Here is a 17,222-nt window from a genome sequence, read left to right as displayed (position 1 = left end):
ACCGTGCCCAAGGAGATCTTCATCGGTTTCGGCGTGGACGTCGACGCGGTCGGCGGCTGGCTCGGCAGTTACGGCGGCGAGGACTCGCCCGGCGACGTGTCGCGCGGCATGTTCGCCGGCGAGGTGGGCGTACCGCGGCTCCTGGAGCTGTTCCGGCGCGCCGGGATCCGCCAGTCGTTCTACTGGCCGGGCCACTCCGTGGAAACCTTCCCCGAGCAGTTCGACGCCTGCGTGGCGGCGGGCCACGAGATCGGCGTGCACGGCTACAGCCACGAGAACCCGATCTCCATGACCCGCACGCAGGAGGCCGACATCCTCGACTACGCGGTCGAGCTGCTGACCCGCCGCGCGGGCAAGGCCCCCACCGGCTACGTCGCCCCCTGGTGGGAACTGAGCGAGGCCACCGCCGACCTGCTCCTGGAGCGCGGGCTCACCTACGACCACTCCCTGATGCACCGCGACTTCGAGCCGTACTACGTCCGCTCGGGCGACTCGTGGACCCGCATCGACTACGACCAGCCCGCCTCGGCCTGGATGAAGCCGCTCCGGCGCGGCGAGGAGACCGACCTGGTCGAGATCCCCGCCAACTGGTACCTGGACGACCTCCCCCCGATGATGTGGATCAAGTCGTCCCCCAACAGCCACGGCTACCTCAACCCCCGCGACATCGAGACCCAGTGGCGCGACCAGTTCGACTGGGTCCACCGCGAGATGGAGTACGCCGTCTTCTCGATCACCATCCACCCCGACGTCTCCGGCCGCCCCCAGACCCTGCTGATGCTGGAACGCTTCATCGACCACGTGAACAGCCACGAGGGCGTGAAGTGGGTCCCCTTCGAGGAGATGGCGGCGGACTTCCGGCGCCGGAGTCCGCGCGAGGGGTGAAGCCTGCCGCGCGGCTCACACGGTCTGGCCGCCGTCGACGACGAGGGCCGTGCCGGTGGTGAAGGCGGCGTCGTCGGAGCAGAGCCAGAGCACCGCCGAGGCGATCTCCTCGGGCCTGCCCAGGCGGCCGACGGGCTCGTCGGCGACGAGCCCGTCCCGCCCGCCGGGGCGGGTCTCGCCGAAGCGGCGGATCATCTCGGTGTCGACGATGCCGGGGCAGACGGCGTTGACCCGGATGCCCTCGGCGGCATGGTCGAGGGCGGCGGAGCGGGTGAAGCCGATGATGCCGTGCTTGGCCGCCGCGTAGGCGGCCTGGCCCCGGAACCCCTTGACCCCGGCGCCCGAGGAGACGTTGACGACGGCTCCGCCGCCGCCCTGTGCGCGCATCTGCCGGATCTGGGCCCTGGTGCACAGGAAGGCCCCGGTGAGGCTCACGCCGAGGATGCGGTCCCAGTCCTCCTTGGCGGTCTCGGCGGCGGTCTGTACGGGCTGTTCGACTCCGGCGTTGTTGAAGGCGGCGTCCAGCCTCCCGAACCGGCCGACGGTCCTGTCGACCGCCGCCCGGACCTCGTCCTCGTCGGTGACGTCGCAGGTGAGGGGCAGGGCCTCGCCGCCGGCCGCCTCGACGAGGCGGGCCGTTTGGCGCAGGCCGTCGGCGGACAGGTCGACGAGGGCGACCCGGGCACCGGCCCTCACGAAGGCGAGCGCGGTGGCCCGGCCGATGCCGGAGGCGGCGCCGGTGACGAAGGCGGTCCCACCCCGGAAGTCGTAGGTGGTGCGGGCCGTCACGTGGCGCTCCCCTCCGTGTCGCGGAGAGCCTGCGCGAACTCCTCGTCGCTGACGGGTTCGAGCCAGGTGGTGCCGTCGCCGTCGGCGTCGCCGACCACCATGGCGAGGTGGGCCATGAGCGTGGTGGCGGTGCCGCCGTGCCAGTGTTCCTCGCCGGGCGGGCACTTCACGGTCTGCCCGGCGGTGACGCGTACGGCACTGCCGTCGCGGGTGACGACCAGGCCCTCGCCGTCGGTGATGCGGAGGGTCTGGCCGTGGACGTGACGGTGCCAGTGGGTGCGGGCGCCGGGGGTGAAGCGGACCAGGGCGGCGCCGAGGCGGGCGGGGGCGGTGGGCGACTCGACGGTGTCGAGGTACACGTCGCCGGTGAACCGCTCGGCCGGTGCCTTCACCGTCGGGGTCGAGATGATGTGCTCCATGGTGATCCTTCCTGGGGGGGGGCGGAGGGGAGGTTCGCGCCGCTACCGGGCCGTGTAGCCGCCGTCGACCGGCAGGGCGACCCCGGTGACGTAACCGGCGCCGGGGCTGGACAGCCACAGCACGGCCTGGGCGATCTCCTCGGCCTCCCCGAGGCGGGGGACGGCCTGGCCGCTCTCCGCCTGGGTACGGTCGAGTTCGCCGCGCTCGATCATGGCGTCGACCATGGGGGTGCGGATGGTGCCGGGGCAGACGGCGTTGACGCGGATGCCGCGCGGGCCGTATTCGAGGGCCGCGCTCCTGGTCAGGCCGATGACGCCGTGCTTGGAGGCGTGGTAGGCGGCGCGGCCTGGGTTGCCGACGAGGCCGCCGAGGCTGGAGCAGTTGACGATCGCGCCGCCGCCCTTGGTCCGCATGTGGCGCAGCTCGTGCTTCATGGCGGCCCAGACGCCGCGCAGGTTGATGTCCTGGACGCGGTCGAACTGCCCGGCGCTCTCCTCGGCGGCGTCGGTCGGCGGCGGCATGACCCCGGCGTTGTTGTACGCCAGGTCGAGCCGCCCGAATGCCTCCACGGTCCGGTCGACGGCGGCGGCGACCTGGGCCTCGTCGGTGACGTCGCAGCGCAACGCGAGGGCCTGGTGCCCGGCGTCGGCCAGTTCCCGCGCGGCGGCGGTGACGGCCCGCTCGTCGAGGTCGGCGAGGGCCACGGCGGCGCCGGACTCCGCGAAGGCCCGGGCGGTGGCCAGGCCCATGCCGGAGCCGGCGCCGGTGACGAAGGCGACCTGCCCGCCGAAGTCGTAGACGGGGTTCCTGCGGCTGCTCATGAGGGGCTCCTGGGTGCCGGGGAGGGCGCCGCCTCGATCGTGATGCGGGTGGCGCGGCCGAGCTGCCCGGGGCCGGCCTCGAGGCGGCCGAGGACGAGGAGGTCGGCGGAGGGGGCGGGGCCGTCGCGGTGGAAGAGGGCCAGGTTGCCCCAGGGGGCGTAGTAGGCGATGTCTCCTGGGCCGGCCCGGACGGGTTCGGGGGCGCCGGAGGTGTCCAGGCGGCGTGGCAGGGCGGCCACGCGTTCCGTGTCGTGGAAGTCCTCCAGCTCCAGGGTGAGCGGGAGCAGCTTCGCGAAGTCGCGGGCGGGCGGGGTGTCGTGCAGGGTGGCGCCGACCGGACGGCCGTCGAGGGTGACCCGGAGTTCCCTGGCGGTGCTCCTGTCGGTGGGCGTGGCGGAAGCCGCCTGCGCGGGGGGCGCGGGGTGCGGGGAGCCATCGGCGCACGCGGTCCCGGCCGGCAGCAGCGCCGTTGCCGCCAGGGCGCGGGCGAGGCTCCTTCGCGGCCTCATCCGGGCAGGGGTTCGGCGTAGTGCCGGAACTCGTCGCGCCCGGTGTGGAGGGCGTACAGCCGCTCGGCCAGGGCGTCCGGGCTGGAGTGCTCGGCGTCCGGGCGGATCGCGCCGGGGATGATCAGCTGGGCGGCGTGGATGTTCTCGCCGGCGAGCGCGTCGTGCAGCATCCGTGCGTAGGCGCTCTCGGCGGCGAAGGCGATCGAGGTGCCGGCCACGCGCGGGGCGGGGCGCACGGCGCTGCCGCCGTTGACGAAGAGCAGCGTGCCGCGGCCCAGTGCCCGCATGCCGGGCAGGACCGCCTGTACGCAGGTCACCGGCGCCTTGACGGAGAAGGCGAGGGGGTCGTCCAGGTCGGCGGCGGTGGTCTCCAGGACGGGCTTCATGAAGTCGGCCCGGGGCACGGGGCTGTACTGGAGGATCTCCACCGGGCCCAGTTCCTCGGCGGCACGGCCGAGGGCGGCGGTGAGGCTGTCCGGGGCGAGGACGTCGGCCGGGTAGGCGCGGGCCTCGGTTCCGTCCCGGGACAGCTCCGCGACGAGGGGTTCGAGGTGGTCGGCGCTGCGGGAGAGCAGGGCGACCCGGTGGCCCGCGGCCCCGAAGCGGCGGGCGGCGGCGAGGCCCAGTCCGGGGCCGGCGCCGACGAGGGCGAAGGTGGTCATGGTGGTTCTCCTCGGGAGGCGTAACGGGTGGGGCCGGTGTGCGTCAGGGGGTCAGGGGGTCAGGAGCGTCTTGATCGCGCGGCGCTCGTCCATCGCCCGGTAGCCCTCGGCGATCTGGTCGAGCGGGAGGGTGAGGTCGAAGACCTTGCCGGGGTCGATGCGGCCCGCGAGGACGCGCTGGACGAGGTCGGGCAGGTAGCGGCGGACGGGGGCGGGCCCGCCGCGCAGGCCGACGTGGCTGAAGAAGAGTTCCTGGCCGTCGACGCCGACCTCGTGGGGGACGCCGACGAAGCCGACGTTGCCGCCGGGCCGGGCCGCGTGCAGGGCCTGCCGCATGGCCTCGGCGGTGCCGACGCACTCCAGGACGGAGTCGGCGCCGATGCCGCCGGTCAGCTCCTTGACGCGGGCGACGCCCTCGTCCCCGCGCTCGGTGACGAGGTCGGTGGCGCCGAACTCGCGGGCGAGCCGCTGCCTCGGTTCGTGCCGGGACATGACGATGATCCGCTCCGCGCCCTGTTCCTTAGCGGCGATGACGGCGCACAGGCCGACCGCGCCGTCACCGACGACCACGGCGGTCGAGCCGGGCCGGACCTCGGCGGCGTCCGCCGCCCACCAGCCGGTGCCCATGACGTCGGAGACGGCGAGCAGGCTGGGCCACAGTTCCCGGTCCGGGTGACCGTCGGTGGCGACCAGGGTGCCCTGCGCGTTCGGGATGCGGACCAGCTCGGCCTGGCAGGTGCTCATGAACTCCACGTTCAGGCAGCTGGAGGGGAAGCCGTTCCGGCAGTTGGCGCAGGTCCCGTCCGAGGTGGCGAACGAGCCGACGACGAACTGTCCGGGCCGCACGGAGGTGACCTCGCTGCCGACCTCCTCGACGAAGCCGACGTACTCGTGGCCCATCGGGTGGGGGTCGCCGACCGGCTCCAGCCCTCGGTAGGGCCACAGGTCCGAGCCGCAGACGCAGGTGACGGCGGTGCGGATGACCGCGTCGGTGGGGTGGATGATCTTCGGGTCGTCCAGCGTCTCCAGGCGTACGTCGCCGGGGGCGTGGATCACTGCTCCGCGCATCAGGGGTTCCTTACGGGGTGGGAGGCGCGGCACCACCGGGTGCCACTCCTCCAGGCAACCGCCACTTCGGCGGGGCTGCCAGTCACCGTCGAAGGGTGTACCGGCAGTACCTCCCTCACGGGCCGCGCGGGACGTACCGTCGAGTGGTGGACAACCGTGCAGAGGTCCGCGAGTTCCTGACCTCGCGGCGATCCAGGATCAGCCCCGAGCGGGCCGGGCTGCCCGCCGGGCCGCGCCGGCGCGTGCCCGGCCTGCGCCGCAGCGAGGTGGCGGCACTGGCGGACGTGAGCGTCGAGTACTACGCGAAGCTGGAACGCGGCCACCTCGCCGGCGTCTCCCCGGCCGTCCTCGAAGCGGTCGCCCGCGCCCTCCAGCTCGACGACGCCGAACGCGAGCACCTGCTCAACCTGGCCCGCGCCGCCGACGGCTCCGACGCGCTGGCCCGGCCCCGGCGCCGCGCCACGCGGCAGTGGACGCCGCACCGCAGCCTCCAGTGGACCCTGGACGCGGTCACCGGCGGCCCCGCCTTCGTCCGCAACGGGCGCATGGACGTGCTGGCCGCCAACCCGCTCGCCCGCGCCTTCTACGCCGACGTCTACGCCGACCCGCACAACCAGGCCAACCTCGCCCGCTTCAACTTCCTCGACCCGGCCTCCCGCCGCTTCTACCCCGACTGGGACCTCGCCGCCGACGTGGCGGTGGCCATCCTGCGCACCGAGGCCGGGCGCAATCCGCACGACAAGGAGCTGCACGACCTCGTCGGCGAGCTGTCCACCCGCAGCGACGCCTTCCGCACCCGCTGGGGCGCGCACGACGTCCGCCACCACGGGACCGGCACCAAGCGTTTCCACCACGCGGCCGTCGGCGCGCTCACCCTCGCCTACGAGGGCCTGGAGATGGCCACCGAGCCCGGCCTGACCCTCACCGTCTACACCGCCGAGCCCGGCTCCCCCTCCGACGAGGGCCTGCGCCTGCTGGCCTCGTGGGCGGCGGACCGGGAGACGGACACGCCGTCCCCGCAGGAGACCCGCTGACCTGGGCGGACGCACCCCGGGCCGCGTTCGTCAGTCGGGGAAGCGGACGGTCAGGCCGCCGTCCACCACGAGTTGCTGACCGGTGATGTACGAGGCGTCGTCGGAGGTGAGGAAGCGGATGGCGCGGGCCACCTCCTCGGGCCTGCCGACCCGTCCGGCCGGGATGCCGCCCCCGGCGGCGGTCAGCCCCTGCGCGCCGAGCGAGTTCTCCTCGTCCAGGGACTGGGGGGTCTCGATCAGGCCGGGGATGACGGAGTTGGCGCGGATGCCCCGGGGTGCCAGCTCGACGGCGAGCGAGCGGACCAGGCCCAGCACACCGGCCTTGGCGGCGGCGTAGTGGGCGTGCTGCTGCCAGCCGTAGACGCCGCCCGCGATGGAGGAGACGGCGACCATCGCGCCGCCGCCGGTCATCGCGGCGGCGGCCGAGCGCAGGGTGCGCAGCACGCCGGTCAGGTCGACCTCCAGCAGGCGGTGCCAGCGGTCGTCGCTCAGCTCGGCCAGGGCGGCGCTGTCCAGGGCTCCGGCGTTGGCCACCACCAGGTCGAGCCGGCCGAAGTGGTCGTGGGCCGCGTCGGTGAAGGCGTCCACGGAGGCCGGATCGGTGACGTCGCAGGCGACGGCGACGGCCCTGCCGCCCGCCGCCTCGGCCTCCGCGACAGCCTGACGGGGGTCGTGCGGGTCGCCCGGCAGGTAGCCGAGGACGGTGCTGACCCCGGCCCGCGCGTACGCGACGGCCAGCGCCCGCCCGATCCCGCCGGCACCGCCCGTGACCAGCGCGACCTTCCCGGCGAGGCCGTCGTCCCTGCTGGTGGTCCCGCTCATCGGCGGCACGCTCCCTTCCTCGGCTCCCGTGAGCCCCCATCGTGCGGACCCGCGCCCCCGAGCCACGGGACCCCGGGCCGCGACGCGCGCCGCGGCCACCCGGCCGGCGCCGCCGCGGCCCCACGGGCGGCTACACCCCGGCCGGTACGGGGCCGCGCCCGGGTGCCGGGGCGGTCAGGGAGTCGGCGCCGGCCGGGACGGGCACGGCGGCGAAGATCGCGTCCTGCTCCCGCTGGAGCTGCTGCTTGCGCTCCGGGCCGGTGGAGGGCAGGCGCTGCTCCTCGTAGAGCTTGTGGGTGGTCTCCTGGGCCTTCTTGCTGGCCTCGGTGTGGAACTGGACCTCGAAGAGCTGGCCCGAACGGGGCGCGCGCCAGCCGGTGTTGAGGCCCTTGTAGCCGGAGGCGCGGCCCCAGGTGTTGGACCACTTGACGGAGTCGTTGCGCCAGCCGGCGAGCGTGTCGGCGACGGTGGCGACGCCGGAGGTGTAGGCGGCGTCGTCCCACTGGAGGGTGTAGCGCACGGCGTCGGTGATGCCGGCGAGGACCGTGTCGACGTTCCGGCCGGGCTGCTCGGCCAGGGCGGTGGCGACCTTCCGCTTCAGCGAGTCGGGGGACTTCAGGCGCTGGTCGAAGCCGACGAGTTCCGCCTCCGACATCGCGGCGGCGGCCCGGACCTGCACGCTGATCGAGCGCTCCGCCTCCCGGGCCCGCTCCACGTAGGCGTCGACCGTGTTGTTCTGCCCGCCGGTCAGGGTGAGGCCGCCCTCACCCTTCCAGCCGCCGGGCTCCTCGGCGGCGGCGACGGCCGCGGGGCCGAGCGCCAGGACAGCGGCGAGAGCCCCGCACAGGGCGGTGCGGATCGGGGTGGGGCGGGTGGTGGTGGTCATGCGTCGCGTACCAGCTCTTTCTCAGGCGGAACGGGGCCCGGGCGTACGGGTCGACGCCGGGCGCCTTGGAGAACGATCAAGAGCCGGGAGGGATACGCCGCCGCTCAGACACCCCGGCACACCTGGTCCGCCCCTTCGGCGGGGACCAGCCGCACCTTGGACGCGGGCACCTTGACGGCCTCCCCCGCCTCGGCGTCCCAGAGCACGGCGTTGCCACCGGCGACGCCGAAGGAGAGGTAGGGGCGGGCGGGGTCGAGGGGCGGGCCCTCGACCGGGAGCCGGCCGACGGGTATGACCGGCTCCACGCAGGTCCACTCAGGGCGCACGCCGAAGAACGGGGGCGGGTCGGTGCCGCGTTCGGCGGCGGAGGTGGTGCGGTCCACGGCCTCTTCGGCCGTCTCCAGCACCAGTTGGCCGACGGCCGCCACCAGGAGAAGAATCATGAGCGGCCACAGCAGGAAGTTGAAGCTCTCTCCCGGTGTCGCGTAGAAGTGATGGCGGTGACGGGCCAGGCCCCACAGGGCCGGCGGGACGAGTGCCAGGCTCGTCAGGGTGAGCAGCTTGACCGCCGCCAGCGCCTTCCAGATCGGTGGCACGTCGAGGTCACCGGGCGTGAGGCCGAAACCGTCGGCGTAGAACGCGTGCAGCAGCGAGCCCGCCGCGGCCAGCGTGGAGACGGCGAGCGTGACGGCCAGAGGCACCGCCCACGCCACCCACTCTCCCCAGCTCCACTGCCGGACCAGCATCCCCAGGCCGACGACGACCAGGACGACGACCGCCACTAGGGCCACTTGCGCTCTGCTCGCGGGCTCACCGCCGGGCCCGCCACCGACGGTCAGCACACAGGCGGCCAGCATGAGCGCACCCGTCAGCCCGCCCCCGAGGGGATTGCCTGGGAGCAGGTGAGCCCCGGCGCGCAAGGTGCCGAACATCCCGGCTCCCAGCACCACGAGCCAGAATCCGCGTGGCCAGCCGGTCCTTCCCTCTAGGAACGGCAGCGCGCCCGCGGTGGCGAGGGCCCACAGGAAGAGTCCCCACAACCGCCGCTCCAGCAGTTCCTCGGGAAGCCGGCCCCGCGGCTCCCGCCACCGCCCGTCCAGCGGCCGCACCCCCGTCACCAGCGCCTCGGCCCCCAGCCCGGCGCGCGCCAGCCGCAGGGCCTGCCGTCCCTCGGCGTGCACCAGGGTGCGTCCGTCGGCGAGGCCGAGGGCGAGCCCCGCGCGGTACAGGAGGCGGCCGGGTCCCGCTCCGGCCGGACGGGGGCGGGACCGCGTGTCGACCGCCCGCCAGTACGAGGGCATCTCACGGTCCCGGTGCAGCACGTCCGCCCGCCGCACATACCCCTCGACGCGGGCCGCCCGCAGCGCCTTCGCCACCCGCCGGGCCGCGCCCAGATCGGCGCCCTTGGCGATCCCGGGCAGCCGCACCTCGATCTCGTACACCCGGCTGTCCGGGCGGGCCTCGACGGCCTCCCCGAGCGGTCCCTCCCCGGCGGGTGCCGCCTCCCGCACCGGCCAGCCGTGCGCCGCGAACCGCTCCCCGGCCAGCTCCCAGTCGGCCTCCCCGCCCCTGACCTCGACGAACACCCGCACCCGCTGGTCGTAACGCTGCTTGTCCATCCGCTCCCCCCGTGCCCGGCCGGACGCCACCGTCGTGTCCCCGACCTCGTGCCGCAACGCTACTCCCCGTCACCGACAGCGGCCGCCCTGTCACACCGGCCCGGTACCTTCGCCCCCATGTACACCACCCAGGTCACCCACCGCGTCCACGCCCCGCGCGCCGCCGTCTACCGCGCCCTGCTCGACCCGGAGGCGGTCGCCCGCTGGCGGGCGCCGGACGGGATGACCGCCGAGGTGCACTCCTTCGAGCCGCGCGAGGGCGGGACGTTCCGGATCTCGCTCACCTACGACGACCCGGCCTACGCGGGCAAGTCCGGCGAGGCCACCGACACCTACCACGGGCACTTCGCCGAACTGGTCCCCGGCGAGCGGGTGGTGGAGGTACTGGCCTTCGAGACCGACGCGCCCGGTCTGGACACGCCGATGAAGCTGACCACCGTCCTCACCGACGCGCCCGGCGCCGCCACCGACGTCCACGTCACCCACGAGAACGTCCCGGACGCGGTCCCACCCGCCGACAACGAGACGGGCACCCGCATGTCCCTGGCCCATCTGGCCCGCCTGGTCGAGGGCGGAGCCTGACCTCTCACCCGTTCGGCCCCGACAGGCGGGCGGGCCCGATCTGCGTCACGGTGGAGGGGTGGCGTCAGCCCGGCCCGGGGCAGCCACCGCGAGCCGCGCCCGCCAAGCCGCGCGGCCCCCGGGCCCAGCCCCGAGACGAAGAAGCGGTGAATCCGAATGAAGGCACTGGTCTACCAGGGCCCCCGCGAGGTCACGGTCGAAGAGGTCCCGGACGCGCGGATCGAACGCCCCACGGACGTCCTTGTGCGGGTCACGTCCACCAACATCTGCGGCTCCGACCTCCACATGTACGAGGGCCGCACCACCCTGGAGACGGGCCGCGTCCTCGGCCACGAGAACCTCGGCGTGGTGGTCGAGGTCGGCTCGGGCGTGGACCGCGTCAAGACCGGCGACCGGGTCTGTCTCCCCTTCAACGTGGCCTGCGGCTTCTGCGAGAACTGCGAGGCCGAACGGACCGGTTTCTGCCTCACCGTCGACTCCGACACCCCGGGCGGCGCCTACGGCTTCGCCGAGATGGGCACCTACGCCGGCGGCCAGGCCGAGTTCCTGCGGGTGCCGTGGGGCGACTTCAACTGCCTGGTCCTGCCCGAGGACGCGCAGGAGAAGGAGAACGACTACGTGATGCTGTCGGACATCTTCCCGACCGGCTATCACGCCACGGAACTCGCCAGCGTCTCCCCGGGCGAGTCCGTCGTCGTCTACGGAGCGGGCCCGGTCGGCCTGATGGCGGCGTACTCGGCGGCGCTGCGCGGCGCCGGCCAGGTCCTGGTCGTCGACCACCACCCGGACCGCCTCGCACTGGCCGAGAAGGCCGGGGCGATCCCCGTCGACGACACCGAGGGCGACCACGTCGAGCAGATCCTGGAGCGGACCGGCGGCGGCGCCGACAAGGGGTGCGAGTGCGTCGGCTACCAGGCGCACGACGCCGACGGGAACGAGAAGCCGGAGTCGACCATGAACGACCTGGTCGCCTCGGTGCGGGCGACCGGCGCCATCGGCGTGGTCGGCGTCTTCCTGCCGCAGGACGACGGAGCGCCCACCGAGCTGACCCGTGAAGGCAAACTCCCCTTCGACTTCGGCGACTTCTGGTTCAAGGGGCAGCGGATCGGCACCGGCCAGGCCAACGTCAAGGCGTACAACCGCCAGTTGCGGGACCTCATCCACCACGACAAGGCCAAGCCGTCGTTCATCGTCTCGCACGAACTGCCGCTGGACGACGCCCCCGAGGCGTACCGGAACTTCGACGACCGGCTCTCCGGCTGGACCAAGGTCATCCTCAAGCCCTGACCGCCCTGTCCCAGGAGGCAACCGATGCACGACAAGTCGAGTGACCCCCACCCGTCCCGCGAGGAGCTTCCGCTCCCCGACTACGACCACATGCCGGTGGCCGGCCTGGAGCACCGCATGCGGTCGCTCCCGGCGGACGACCTGCGGACGGTCCGGGCGTACGAGCAGGAGCACGCGGACCGGCCGCAGGTCAAGCAGATGATCGACCACCGGCTCGACCAGCTGGAGCACGGTTCGGCGCCCTCGGGCGGCGCCCCGGCGGCGCACGGCGCCGAGCAGGCCCGGCCAACACGGGGCCGTTCCTCGGTCTCCCCGCAGACGGCTGCGCTGCCGCCCGACCCGCTGCCGCACGGCACCTACGACCGCTCGCATCCCACCCAGCCGAACAACCCCCGTACGCGTCACCGCTGACGGCGGCGGGGATTCAGGCCGGGGCCTCCACCAGTGGGGGTCCCGGCCTCGCCGCGAAGACCCAGCGGTTGGCGGCGAGCGCGTCGTCGGCCTCGGGGCGCGGGCCGCGTCATGCGGCGTGGAGAAGTGGCGTCCACCTTCCTTCGCGGTCGCGAGAAGCAGGCGTACTTGTTGAATCCTCCCCTTACGTGAAGAAGGGGACTCCTGGCTCAGGCTGCCTGTGGGAGCAGCGCTCCCACAGGTCTCACGCCCTCGGCACCAGCCGGGTTGAGACCAGCCCGGACCAGCATCACGCGGGCGGAGTTCCTGTCCCTGGGGGACGATGCTCCGCACGCCGTGCAGGTGTACGTTCGTTCACTGAGCGGCAGGCGGTGCTTGGCTCTCGTACCGCACTGCGCGCAGTCCATGGTCGTATGCGCGGGATTGATCAGGCGCAGGTCGCGGCCGTGTTTCCTCGCCATCGCGACCAAGGCTGCTTTCGTGGCGCCGATGGCGGCGTCGGCAGCTTTCCGCGCCATCGTGGTCTTGGTGAGAAACGTGGGTTTGAAGTCCTCGACGGCGATCACGTCATGGTCGGTCACGACGCGCTTGGCCCATTTGCGGCCGGTGTCCTGGCGCTGTCTGGCCACCTTCTTGTGCGCCTTCGCCGCCTGCCGTTGCGACTCCTTGTACCCCCTGGAATTGGGCTGACCGTGCTTCGGTTTCCTGCGGGCCATCTGGCGCTGGTACCTGGCCAGGCGCTGTGCGGCGCGGCTTCCGAACTCGGCATGCGGCAGGTCATGGGCATCGGAGGTGGTCGTGGCGGTTTCCGCGACGCCCCAGTCGATCCCGATCACCGCACCCGTGGCGGGCAGCACCTCAGCTGAGGTGGCCACCACGAACGAGGCGTACCAGTGACCGAGACTGTCCCGGTACACACGCACCGAACTGGGGCGGGACGGCAACTCACGCGACCACACGACGGTCAGGGCAATGCCCTTGGCCAGGTGAAGACGCCCCTCCCTGAGCTGGAACCCCCGCGTCGTGTAGTTCAACGAAAGGGACGTGTCGCGCTTCTTCTTCAGCTTCGGCATCCCCGCGCGGCGGTTCACCGGCAGCCGGTCGGCGATGTTCTTGAGGGCTTTCGCCCTCGCCTTGCCGAAGTCGCGGATCATCTGCTGCTGCGGAACCGATGACCCCTCACGCAACCACGGCATCACGCGCCGCGCCTCCGTCAGCATCCGGTCAAGCCCCGCAGGACCACAAGTCTCCTTCACGCCGGTGCGCCTGCCCCGCTCCTGCACCTGCTTCGACTTCGCGACGCACTCGTTCCACACCCACCTGCACCTGGCCCACTCAGCTTCCAAAGCGACCCGGGCAGTCGACGACACACGAAGACGGTAGGTGTACCGGACGCGACTACCTTCACCCACGCCCATGACGCCTACGCGCCCTCCCCCAGCAGCGCCGCGGCCACCGCGCCGGGCTCCCGGGCGCCCGGCACGACGGGTTCGCCCAGCTCCGCGAGGAGGGCGTCGACCACGGCGGCCGTGCCGTAGGCGCCGCCGAGGTCGGCGGTGGCGACGCCCCGGTCCAGGACCCGGGCGAGGGCCCGTTCGACCTCCTGCACCGCCCCGGGGCACCCGGCGTGGTGCTCGGCGACGGCCGCGGCGGCGCGGACCGTGGCGACCGGGTTGACCAGGTCGCGCCCGGCCAGGTCGTCGGCGGAGCCGTGCACGGTCTGGTACTCGGTCAGGCCGCGCACGTCGGCGTGGAGGTAGACGTTCTCGGTGCAGCGGTTCTCCTGCCGCTCACCGCCGAAACGATCCAGCAGGACGACGTGCATGATGTCGGCCCACTCGTTGCCCGCGATCAGCACGGTGCGGTCGGCGAGGCCGTGGGTGATGAGGTTCCGGTTGACGGTGTCCGGCTGGTAGAGCTGGATCTCGACCCCGAGCCGGGCCGACAGTTCCTCGGCCCACGCACCGAGCACCCCGTCCAGCAGATGGAACTTGTACGCCATGACGACCGGCCCCGTCCGCCCGTCGGGCCACCGGCGCCGGGCGCGCTCCAGGGCGTAGGAGACGACCTCGGCGGTGGTCTCCTGGCTGAACTCCATGGTGCGGGTGACGGTGCCGGGGGTGTGCCGGTTGGTGCCGGTGTAGAAGCCCTGCGCCTCGTCCCTGACCAGCAGCGCCTCGCCGTCGTCGGCGGTGAAGGCGTCGACCTTCACCGCCTTCAGACGCTGCCGGACGAGGTAGAGGGACTGGGCGTTGACCGCCGTGCGGAAGACGGCACCGGCGCCACGCGCCGCCAGGGAGCGGCAGAACTCCTCGTAGTGGTCGGTGTCCTCGCGGGTGAGCGCGGCGACCTGCTCGCCCGCGCCCTCGCCGCGCAGCGAGTGGTACGAGTGGTACCGGCGCGGCGAGCGGACCAGCGTGACGCCCCCGGGGTGGTCCCGGGTGAGCACGCCGAGGACCTTGGTGAAGACCTCGGCGAGTTCGGCTCCGGTGCCGTGGCCGACGGCGAGTCCGACGACGGGTGGCATGGCGGTGTCCCCTTCCCTCTGCTGTGGCGGCCGGGTCAGACGGCCGCGGTGTCGACGAGGTGGTCGCCGGGGATGCCCGCCTTGTCCGGCGCGTAGTAGTCCTTGATCCCCTCGACCCAGGTGGCGACGGCGATCCGGTCCTCGGGCGTGGGGCCGAAGGCGTCGAAGAGGGCGTCGATGTTGGCGCGGCCGAAGCCGATCGCGGTCATCAGGGCGACGAAGGCCGGGCGGGCCACCTGGCCCTCGCCCGCCGGGTCGCCGAGGGCGGCCAGGGCGCGGGCGAAGGCGTCGACGGTGGCGTCGAACCGCTCGGGGGAGAGTACGCAGGCGGTGTACTCCTCGAAGGTGATCCGGCCGTCGCCGTCGGCGTCGAGCTCGGCGGCGAGGGTGGTCCAGTACCGAAGGAAGGCGTCGCGCATCGCGCCGTGCGCCGCCTCGTCGGAGTCGGGGGCCGCCGCGACGACGCGGCCCGCCATGAGGTCGAAGTCCCTGGCCTCCAGCACGCCGTTGCCGTCGGCGTCGAGCAGGGAGAAGACGAGCTGGACCCGGTGGGTCGCCTCGATGCGCATGGCCGTCACCTTTCGTCGCGGCCGCCCGGGGCGGGCGGCCTCGCCACTATCCGGTGGTCCGCCGCACCGGTGGGGTGCTGCGCCGGAGTCTTCACCTGATGAGGGGAAAGCTCGCCACAACCCGGGCGGCGGCGGCCCCGGATGTGCAGGCCCGCCCCGCCCGTCCTTCCCGGGGTCCCGCCACCGGGGAAGCCGAGTTCCTAAGGTGCCGCTGTGACCAACGATCAGCGGGACCCGGCGGACCGTCCCCGTTCCTGGCCGTACGCGGCGGCCGCGTACGTCTTCGCCGTCGTCATGGTGGGGACGACGCTGCCGACGCCGCTCTACGGGCTGTACCAGGAGGAGATCGGTTTCTCCTCGCTGATGGTGACGGTGATCTTCGCGGTGTACGCCGCCGGGGTGATCGCGGTGCTGACGGTGGCCGGCGGGGTCTCGGACGTGCTGGGGCGGCGGCCGGTGCTGCTGGCGGGGCTCGGGTGCGCGGCCGCCAGCGCGCTCTGCTTCCTCTTCGAGGGCGGGCTGCCGCTGCTCTTCGCCGGGCGGGTGCTCTCCGGGTTCTCCGCCGGGCTCTTCACCGGTACGGCGACGGTGGCGGTGATGGAGCTGGCGCCCCGCCACCGCCGGGGCCGCGCCTCGTTCGCGGCGACCGCCGCCAACATGCTGGGGCTCGGCTGCGGGCCGCTGCTCGCCGGGCTCCTCGCCGAGTACGCCCCCTGGCCGCTGCGGCTGCCGTACCTGGTCCATCTGGGGCTGGTGGCGGTGGCCACCTGCCTCACCCTGGTGCTGCCGGAGACCGTGCGGCACGCCGGGCCCCGTCCGGCGCTGCGGCCCCGGCGTCCCTCGGTGCCCGCCGAGACGCGGTCGGTCTTCGTCCCGGCGGCGCTGGCGGCCTTCGCCGGGTTCGCCATGTTCGGGCTCTTCACCTCGGTCGCGCCGAGCTTCATGGCCCAGACGCTCGGCGTGCACAACCTGGCCGTCTCCGGCCTCGTCGTCTTCCTGACGTTCGCCTCCTCCACGGTGGGGCAGGCGTCCCTGGGCGGCGTCCCGGCCGAACGGGCGCTGCCGCTGGGATGCTTCGTGCTGGTGGCGGGGCTGGCGGCGATCGGCGGCTCGCTGCTCGCCGCCTCGCTGCCGCTGCTGGTGGCGGGCGCGGTGGTGGCCGGGGTGGGCCAGGGGCTGCTGTTCCGCGCGGGGCTCAGCGCGGTCAGCGCGCGGGCCCCGGCCGACCGGCGCGGGGAGACCACCTCGGCCTTCTTCGTCGTCGCCTACCTCGGGATCTCGCTGCCCGTGGTCGGCGTGGGCGCGCTCTCGCTCGCCCTCGGGCTACGGGACGCGGGGCTGGTCTTCAGCGCCTGCGCGATGGTCCTGGCCGGCTCCATCGGGGTCTGGCTACTGCGGGCCGTGCCCCGCCGCCCGCGCACCGGCGCCTGACCGCGCCCCGGCCTTCCCGTACGACCGGCCCGGCCCGGGCCACAGCCACGTAAGGAGACGCACGATGACGACCAGCAGGACCGTGACCCTTCCCTCCGGGGCGGTGGTGCCCGCGCTCGGGCAGGGGACCTGGCACATGGGCGACGACCCGGAGCGCCGCGCCGAGGAGATCGCCGCGCTGCGGCGCGGGATCGACCTGGGCCTGACGCTGATCGACACCGCCGAGATGTACGGCAGCGGGCGCGCCGAGGAGCTGGTCGGCGAGGCCGTGCGGGGGCGGCGGGACGACGTGTTCCTGGTCAGCAAGGTGCTGCCGTCCCACGCCGATGCCCGCGGCACCGTCGCCGCCTGCCACGCGAGCCTGCGGCGGCTGGGCACCGACCGGCTCGACCTCTACCTGCTGCACTGGCGCGGCCCCGTCCCGCTGGAGGAGACCGTGGAGGCGCTGGAGGGGCTGGTGGCCCAGGGCACGATCGGCGCCTGGGGCGTGAGCAACCTGGACGCCGACGACCTCGCCGACCTGCCGGCCGCCGCCCACCCCGACACCGACCAGATCCTCTACAACCTGACCCGGCGCGGCCCCGAGTACGACCTGATCCCCCGCTGCCGAGAACTGGCGGTGCCGCTCATGGCGTACTCGCCGGTGGAGCAGGGGCGGCTGCTCGGCCACGCGGCGCTCGGCGAGGTGGCCGAGGCGCACGGGGCGACGCCGGCGCAGGTCGCGCTGGCCTGGGTGCTGCGTCACGAGGACGTGATCGCCATCCCGAAGGCGGGTTCGCGCGCCCACGTCGAGGAGAACGCGGCGGCCCGCTCCCTGCGCCTCTCCGCCGACGACCTGGCCGCGCTGGACCGGGCCTTCCCGCCGCCGGAGCGGAAGGTGCCGCTGGAGGTGCTGTGAGG

Annotated in this window: 19 protein-coding genes; 7 read left to right on the top strand and 12 right to left on the bottom strand. The window is 73.7% G+C overall.

Annotation, left to right across the window (positions count from 1 at the left end; genetic code table 11):
* The first annotated feature begins 3 nt into the window (after positions 1 to 3).
* Positions 4 to 885, top strand: a complete 882-nt coding sequence (locus IF45_RS0111795) for a polysaccharide deacetylase family protein (RefSeq protein WP_003951442.1) — start codon at positions 4 to 6, stop codon at positions 883 to 885.
* A gap of 15 nt (positions 886 to 900) precedes the next feature.
* Here IF45_RS0111795 and IF45_RS0111790 read toward each other — a convergent pair whose 3' ends face one another.
* Genes IF45_RS0111790 through IF45_RS0111765 form a run of 6 tightly spaced genes read right to left on the bottom strand, consistent with a single transcriptional unit; the run spans position 901 to position 5,154 of the window.
* Positions 901 to 1,674 (bottom strand): SDR family oxidoreductase, encoded by a 774-nt coding sequence (locus IF45_RS0111790; protein WP_030307230.1) that lies wholly within the window; start codon positions 1,672 to 1,674, stop codon positions 901 to 903.
* Positions 1,671 to 2,093, bottom strand: a complete 423-nt coding sequence (locus tag IF45_RS0111785; RefSeq protein WP_003951439.1) for a (R)-mandelonitrile lyase — start codon at positions 2,091 to 2,093, stop codon at positions 1,671 to 1,673. Before IF45_RS0111785 ends, IF45_RS0111790 begins: the two co-directional genes overlap by 4 nt.
* A 42-nt stretch (positions 2,094 to 2,135) precedes the next feature.
* Positions 2,136 to 2,915: an SDR family NAD(P)-dependent oxidoreductase gene (locus IF45_RS0111780; protein ID WP_003951438.1), complete on the bottom strand. Its 780-nt coding sequence runs from the start codon at positions 2,913 to 2,915 to the stop codon at positions 2,136 to 2,138.
* Positions 2,912 to 3,424: a cyclophilin-like fold protein gene (locus IF45_RS0111775; RefSeq protein WP_008414488.1), complete on the bottom strand. Its 513-nt coding sequence runs from the start codon at positions 3,422 to 3,424 to the stop codon at positions 2,912 to 2,914. Before IF45_RS0111775 ends, IF45_RS0111780 begins: the two co-directional genes overlap by 4 nt.
* Positions 3,421 to 4,086, bottom strand: a complete 666-nt coding sequence (locus IF45_RS0111770; RefSeq protein ID WP_003951436.1) for an SDR family NAD(P)-dependent oxidoreductase — start codon at positions 4,084 to 4,086, stop codon at positions 3,421 to 3,423. The genes IF45_RS0111775 and IF45_RS0111770 overlap by 4 nt, the downstream gene beginning before the upstream one ends.
* Positions 4,087 to 4,137: 51 nt before the next feature.
* A complete protein-coding gene (locus IF45_RS0111765; RefSeq protein ID WP_008414490.1) occupies positions 4,138 to 5,154 on the bottom strand; it encodes a zinc-dependent alcohol dehydrogenase family protein in 1,017 nt (338 codons plus the stop codon).
* Positions 5,155 to 5,300: 146 nt separating this feature from the next.
* Here IF45_RS0111765 and IF45_RS0111760 point away from each other — a divergent pair, with 146 nt between their 5' ends.
* The gene (locus tag IF45_RS0111760; protein WP_030307229.1) at positions 5,301 to 6,188 is read left to right on the top strand and encodes a helix-turn-helix domain-containing protein; all 888 of its coding nucleotides are present in this window, start codon (positions 5,301 to 5,303) and stop codon (positions 6,186 to 6,188) included.
* A gap of 30 nt (positions 6,189 to 6,218) precedes the next feature.
* Here IF45_RS0111760 and IF45_RS0111755 read toward each other — a convergent pair whose 3' ends face one another.
* From IF45_RS0111755 to IF45_RS0111745, 3 genes are all read right to left on the bottom strand, one after another.
* A complete protein-coding gene (locus tag IF45_RS0111755) occupies positions 6,219 to 7,010 on the bottom strand; it encodes an SDR family NAD(P)-dependent oxidoreductase (protein WP_008414495.1) in 792 nt (263 codons plus the stop codon).
* A 130-nt stretch (positions 7,011 to 7,140) separates the two neighbouring features.
* Complete coding sequence (locus tag IF45_RS0111750) at positions 7,141 to 7,896, bottom strand: ATP nucleotide 3'-pyrophosphokinase (RefSeq protein ID WP_008414497.1); 756 nt, start codon at positions 7,894 to 7,896, stop codon at positions 7,141 to 7,143.
* Between the two features lie 104 nt (positions 7,897 to 8,000).
* A complete protein-coding gene (locus tag IF45_RS0111745; RefSeq protein WP_030307227.1) occupies positions 8,001 to 9,515 on the bottom strand; it encodes a hypothetical protein in 1,515 nt (504 codons plus the stop codon).
* A gap of 117 nt (positions 9,516 to 9,632) precedes the next feature.
* Here IF45_RS0111745 and IF45_RS0111740 point away from each other — a divergent pair, with 117 nt between their 5' ends.
* From IF45_RS0111740 to IF45_RS0111730, 3 genes are all read left to right on the top strand, one after another.
* Positions 9,633 to 10,097: an SRPBCC domain-containing protein gene (locus IF45_RS0111740; RefSeq protein WP_008414501.1), complete on the top strand. Its 465-nt coding sequence runs from the start codon at positions 9,633 to 9,635 to the stop codon at positions 10,095 to 10,097.
* Between the two features lie 156 nt (positions 10,098 to 10,253).
* Complete coding sequence (locus tag IF45_RS0111735; protein WP_030307225.1) at positions 10,254 to 11,384, top strand: glutathione-independent formaldehyde dehydrogenase; 1,131 nt, start codon at positions 10,254 to 10,256, stop codon at positions 11,382 to 11,384.
* Between the two features lie 24 nt (positions 11,385 to 11,408).
* On the top strand, positions 11,409 to 11,795 hold the full coding sequence (locus IF45_RS0111730; RefSeq protein ID WP_008414502.1) for a DUF8129 domain-containing protein: 387 nt from the start codon (positions 11,409 to 11,411) through the stop codon (positions 11,793 to 11,795).
* Positions 11,796 to 12,004: 209 nt separating this feature from the next.
* Here the strand turns inward: IF45_RS0111730 and IF45_RS0111725 are convergent, their stop codons facing one another.
* Genes IF45_RS0111725 through IF45_RS0111715 form a run of 3 tightly spaced genes read right to left on the bottom strand, consistent with a single transcriptional unit; the run spans position 12,005 to position 14,891 of the window.
* On the bottom strand, positions 12,005 to 13,213 hold the full coding sequence (locus IF45_RS0111725; protein ID WP_030307221.1) for an RNA-guided endonuclease InsQ/TnpB family protein: 1,209 nt from the start codon (positions 13,211 to 13,213) through the stop codon (positions 12,005 to 12,007).
* Between the two features lie 5 nt (positions 13,214 to 13,218).
* Positions 13,219 to 14,322, bottom strand: coding sequence for an isocitrate/isopropylmalate family dehydrogenase (locus IF45_RS0111720; protein ID WP_030307220.1), 1,104 nt, complete (start codon positions 14,320 to 14,322; stop codon positions 13,219 to 13,221).
* 35 nt (positions 14,323 to 14,357) lie between these two features.
* Positions 14,358 to 14,891, bottom strand: coding sequence for an EF-hand domain-containing protein (locus IF45_RS0111715; protein WP_015506947.1), 534 nt, complete (start codon positions 14,889 to 14,891; stop codon positions 14,358 to 14,360).
* A 213-nt stretch (positions 14,892 to 15,104) separates the two neighbouring features.
* Here IF45_RS0111715 and IF45_RS0111710 point away from each other — a divergent pair, with 213 nt between their 5' ends.
* Both IF45_RS0111710 and IF45_RS0111705 read left to right on the top strand, forming a co-directional pair.
* The gene (locus IF45_RS0111710; protein ID WP_018469852.1) at positions 15,105 to 16,322 is read left to right on the top strand and encodes an MFS transporter; all 1,218 of its coding nucleotides are present in this window, start codon (positions 15,105 to 15,107) and stop codon (positions 16,320 to 16,322) included.
* Between the two features lie 64 nt (positions 16,323 to 16,386).
* On the top strand, positions 16,387 to 17,220 hold the full coding sequence (locus IF45_RS0111705; protein ID WP_003951424.1) for an aldo/keto reductase: 834 nt from the start codon (positions 16,387 to 16,389) through the stop codon (positions 17,218 to 17,220).
* Positions 17,221 to 17,222 lie beyond the last annotated feature (2 nt).

The organism is Streptomyces albidoflavus, from assembly GCF_000719955.1.
Lineage (GTDB): Bacteria > Actinomycetota > Actinomycetes > Streptomycetales > Streptomycetaceae > Streptomyces > Streptomyces albidoflavus.
The sequence above is the reverse complement of the archived record's forward strand: the minus strand, read 5'-3'. Positions and strand labels throughout refer to the sequence as shown.

Coding starts and splice junctions, on each gene's coding strand:
- IF45_RS0111770 (WP_003951436.1), bottom strand. CDS start 4,086: ATGACCACCTTCGCCCTCGTCGGCGCCGGCCCCGGACTGGGCCTCGCC.
- IF45_RS0111705 (WP_003951424.1), top strand. CDS start 16,387: ATGACGACCAGCAGGACCGTGACCCTTCCCTCCGGGGCGGTGGTGCCC.
- IF45_RS0111740 (WP_008414501.1), top strand. CDS start 9,633: ATGTACACCACCCAGGTCACCCACCGCGTCCACGCCCCGCGCGCCGCC.
- IF45_RS0111720 (WP_030307220.1), bottom strand. CDS start 14,322: ATGCCACCCGTCGTCGGACTCGCCGTCGGCCACGGCACCGGAGCCGAA.
- IF45_RS0111765 (WP_008414490.1), bottom strand. CDS start 5,154: ATGCGCGGAGCAGTGATCCACGCCCCCGGCGACGTACGCCTGGAGACG.
- IF45_RS0111775 (WP_008414488.1), bottom strand. CDS start 3,424: ATGAGGCCGCGAAGGAGCCTCGCCCGCGCCCTGGCGGCAACGGCGCTG.
- IF45_RS0111745 (WP_030307227.1), bottom strand. CDS start 9,515: ATGGACAAGCAGCGTTACGACCAGCGGGTGCGGGTGTTCGTCGAGGTC.
- IF45_RS0111725 (WP_030307221.1), bottom strand. CDS start 13,213: ATGGGCGTGGGTGAAGGTAGTCGCGTCCGGTACACCTACCGTCTTCGT.
- IF45_RS0111750 (WP_008414497.1), bottom strand. CDS start 7,896: ATGACCACCACCACCCGCCCCACCCCGATCCGCACCGCCCTGTGCGGG.
- IF45_RS0111785 (WP_003951439.1), bottom strand. CDS start 2,093: ATGGAGCACATCATCTCGACCCCGACGGTGAAGGCACCGGCCGAGCGG.
- IF45_RS0111735 (WP_030307225.1), top strand. CDS start 10,254: ATGAAGGCACTGGTCTACCAGGGCCCCCGCGAGGTCACGGTCGAAGAG.
- IF45_RS0111730 (WP_008414502.1), top strand. CDS start 11,409: ATGCACGACAAGTCGAGTGACCCCCACCCGTCCCGCGAGGAGCTTCCG.
- IF45_RS0111780 (WP_003951438.1), bottom strand. CDS start 2,915: ATGAGCAGCCGCAGGAACCCCGTCTACGACTTCGGCGGGCAGGTCGCC.
- IF45_RS0111755 (WP_008414495.1), bottom strand. CDS start 7,010: ATGAGCGGGACCACCAGCAGGGACGACGGCCTCGCCGGGAAGGTCGCG.
- IF45_RS0111715 (WP_015506947.1), bottom strand. CDS start 14,891: ATGCGCATCGAGGCGACCCACCGGGTCCAGCTCGTCTTCTCCCTGCTC.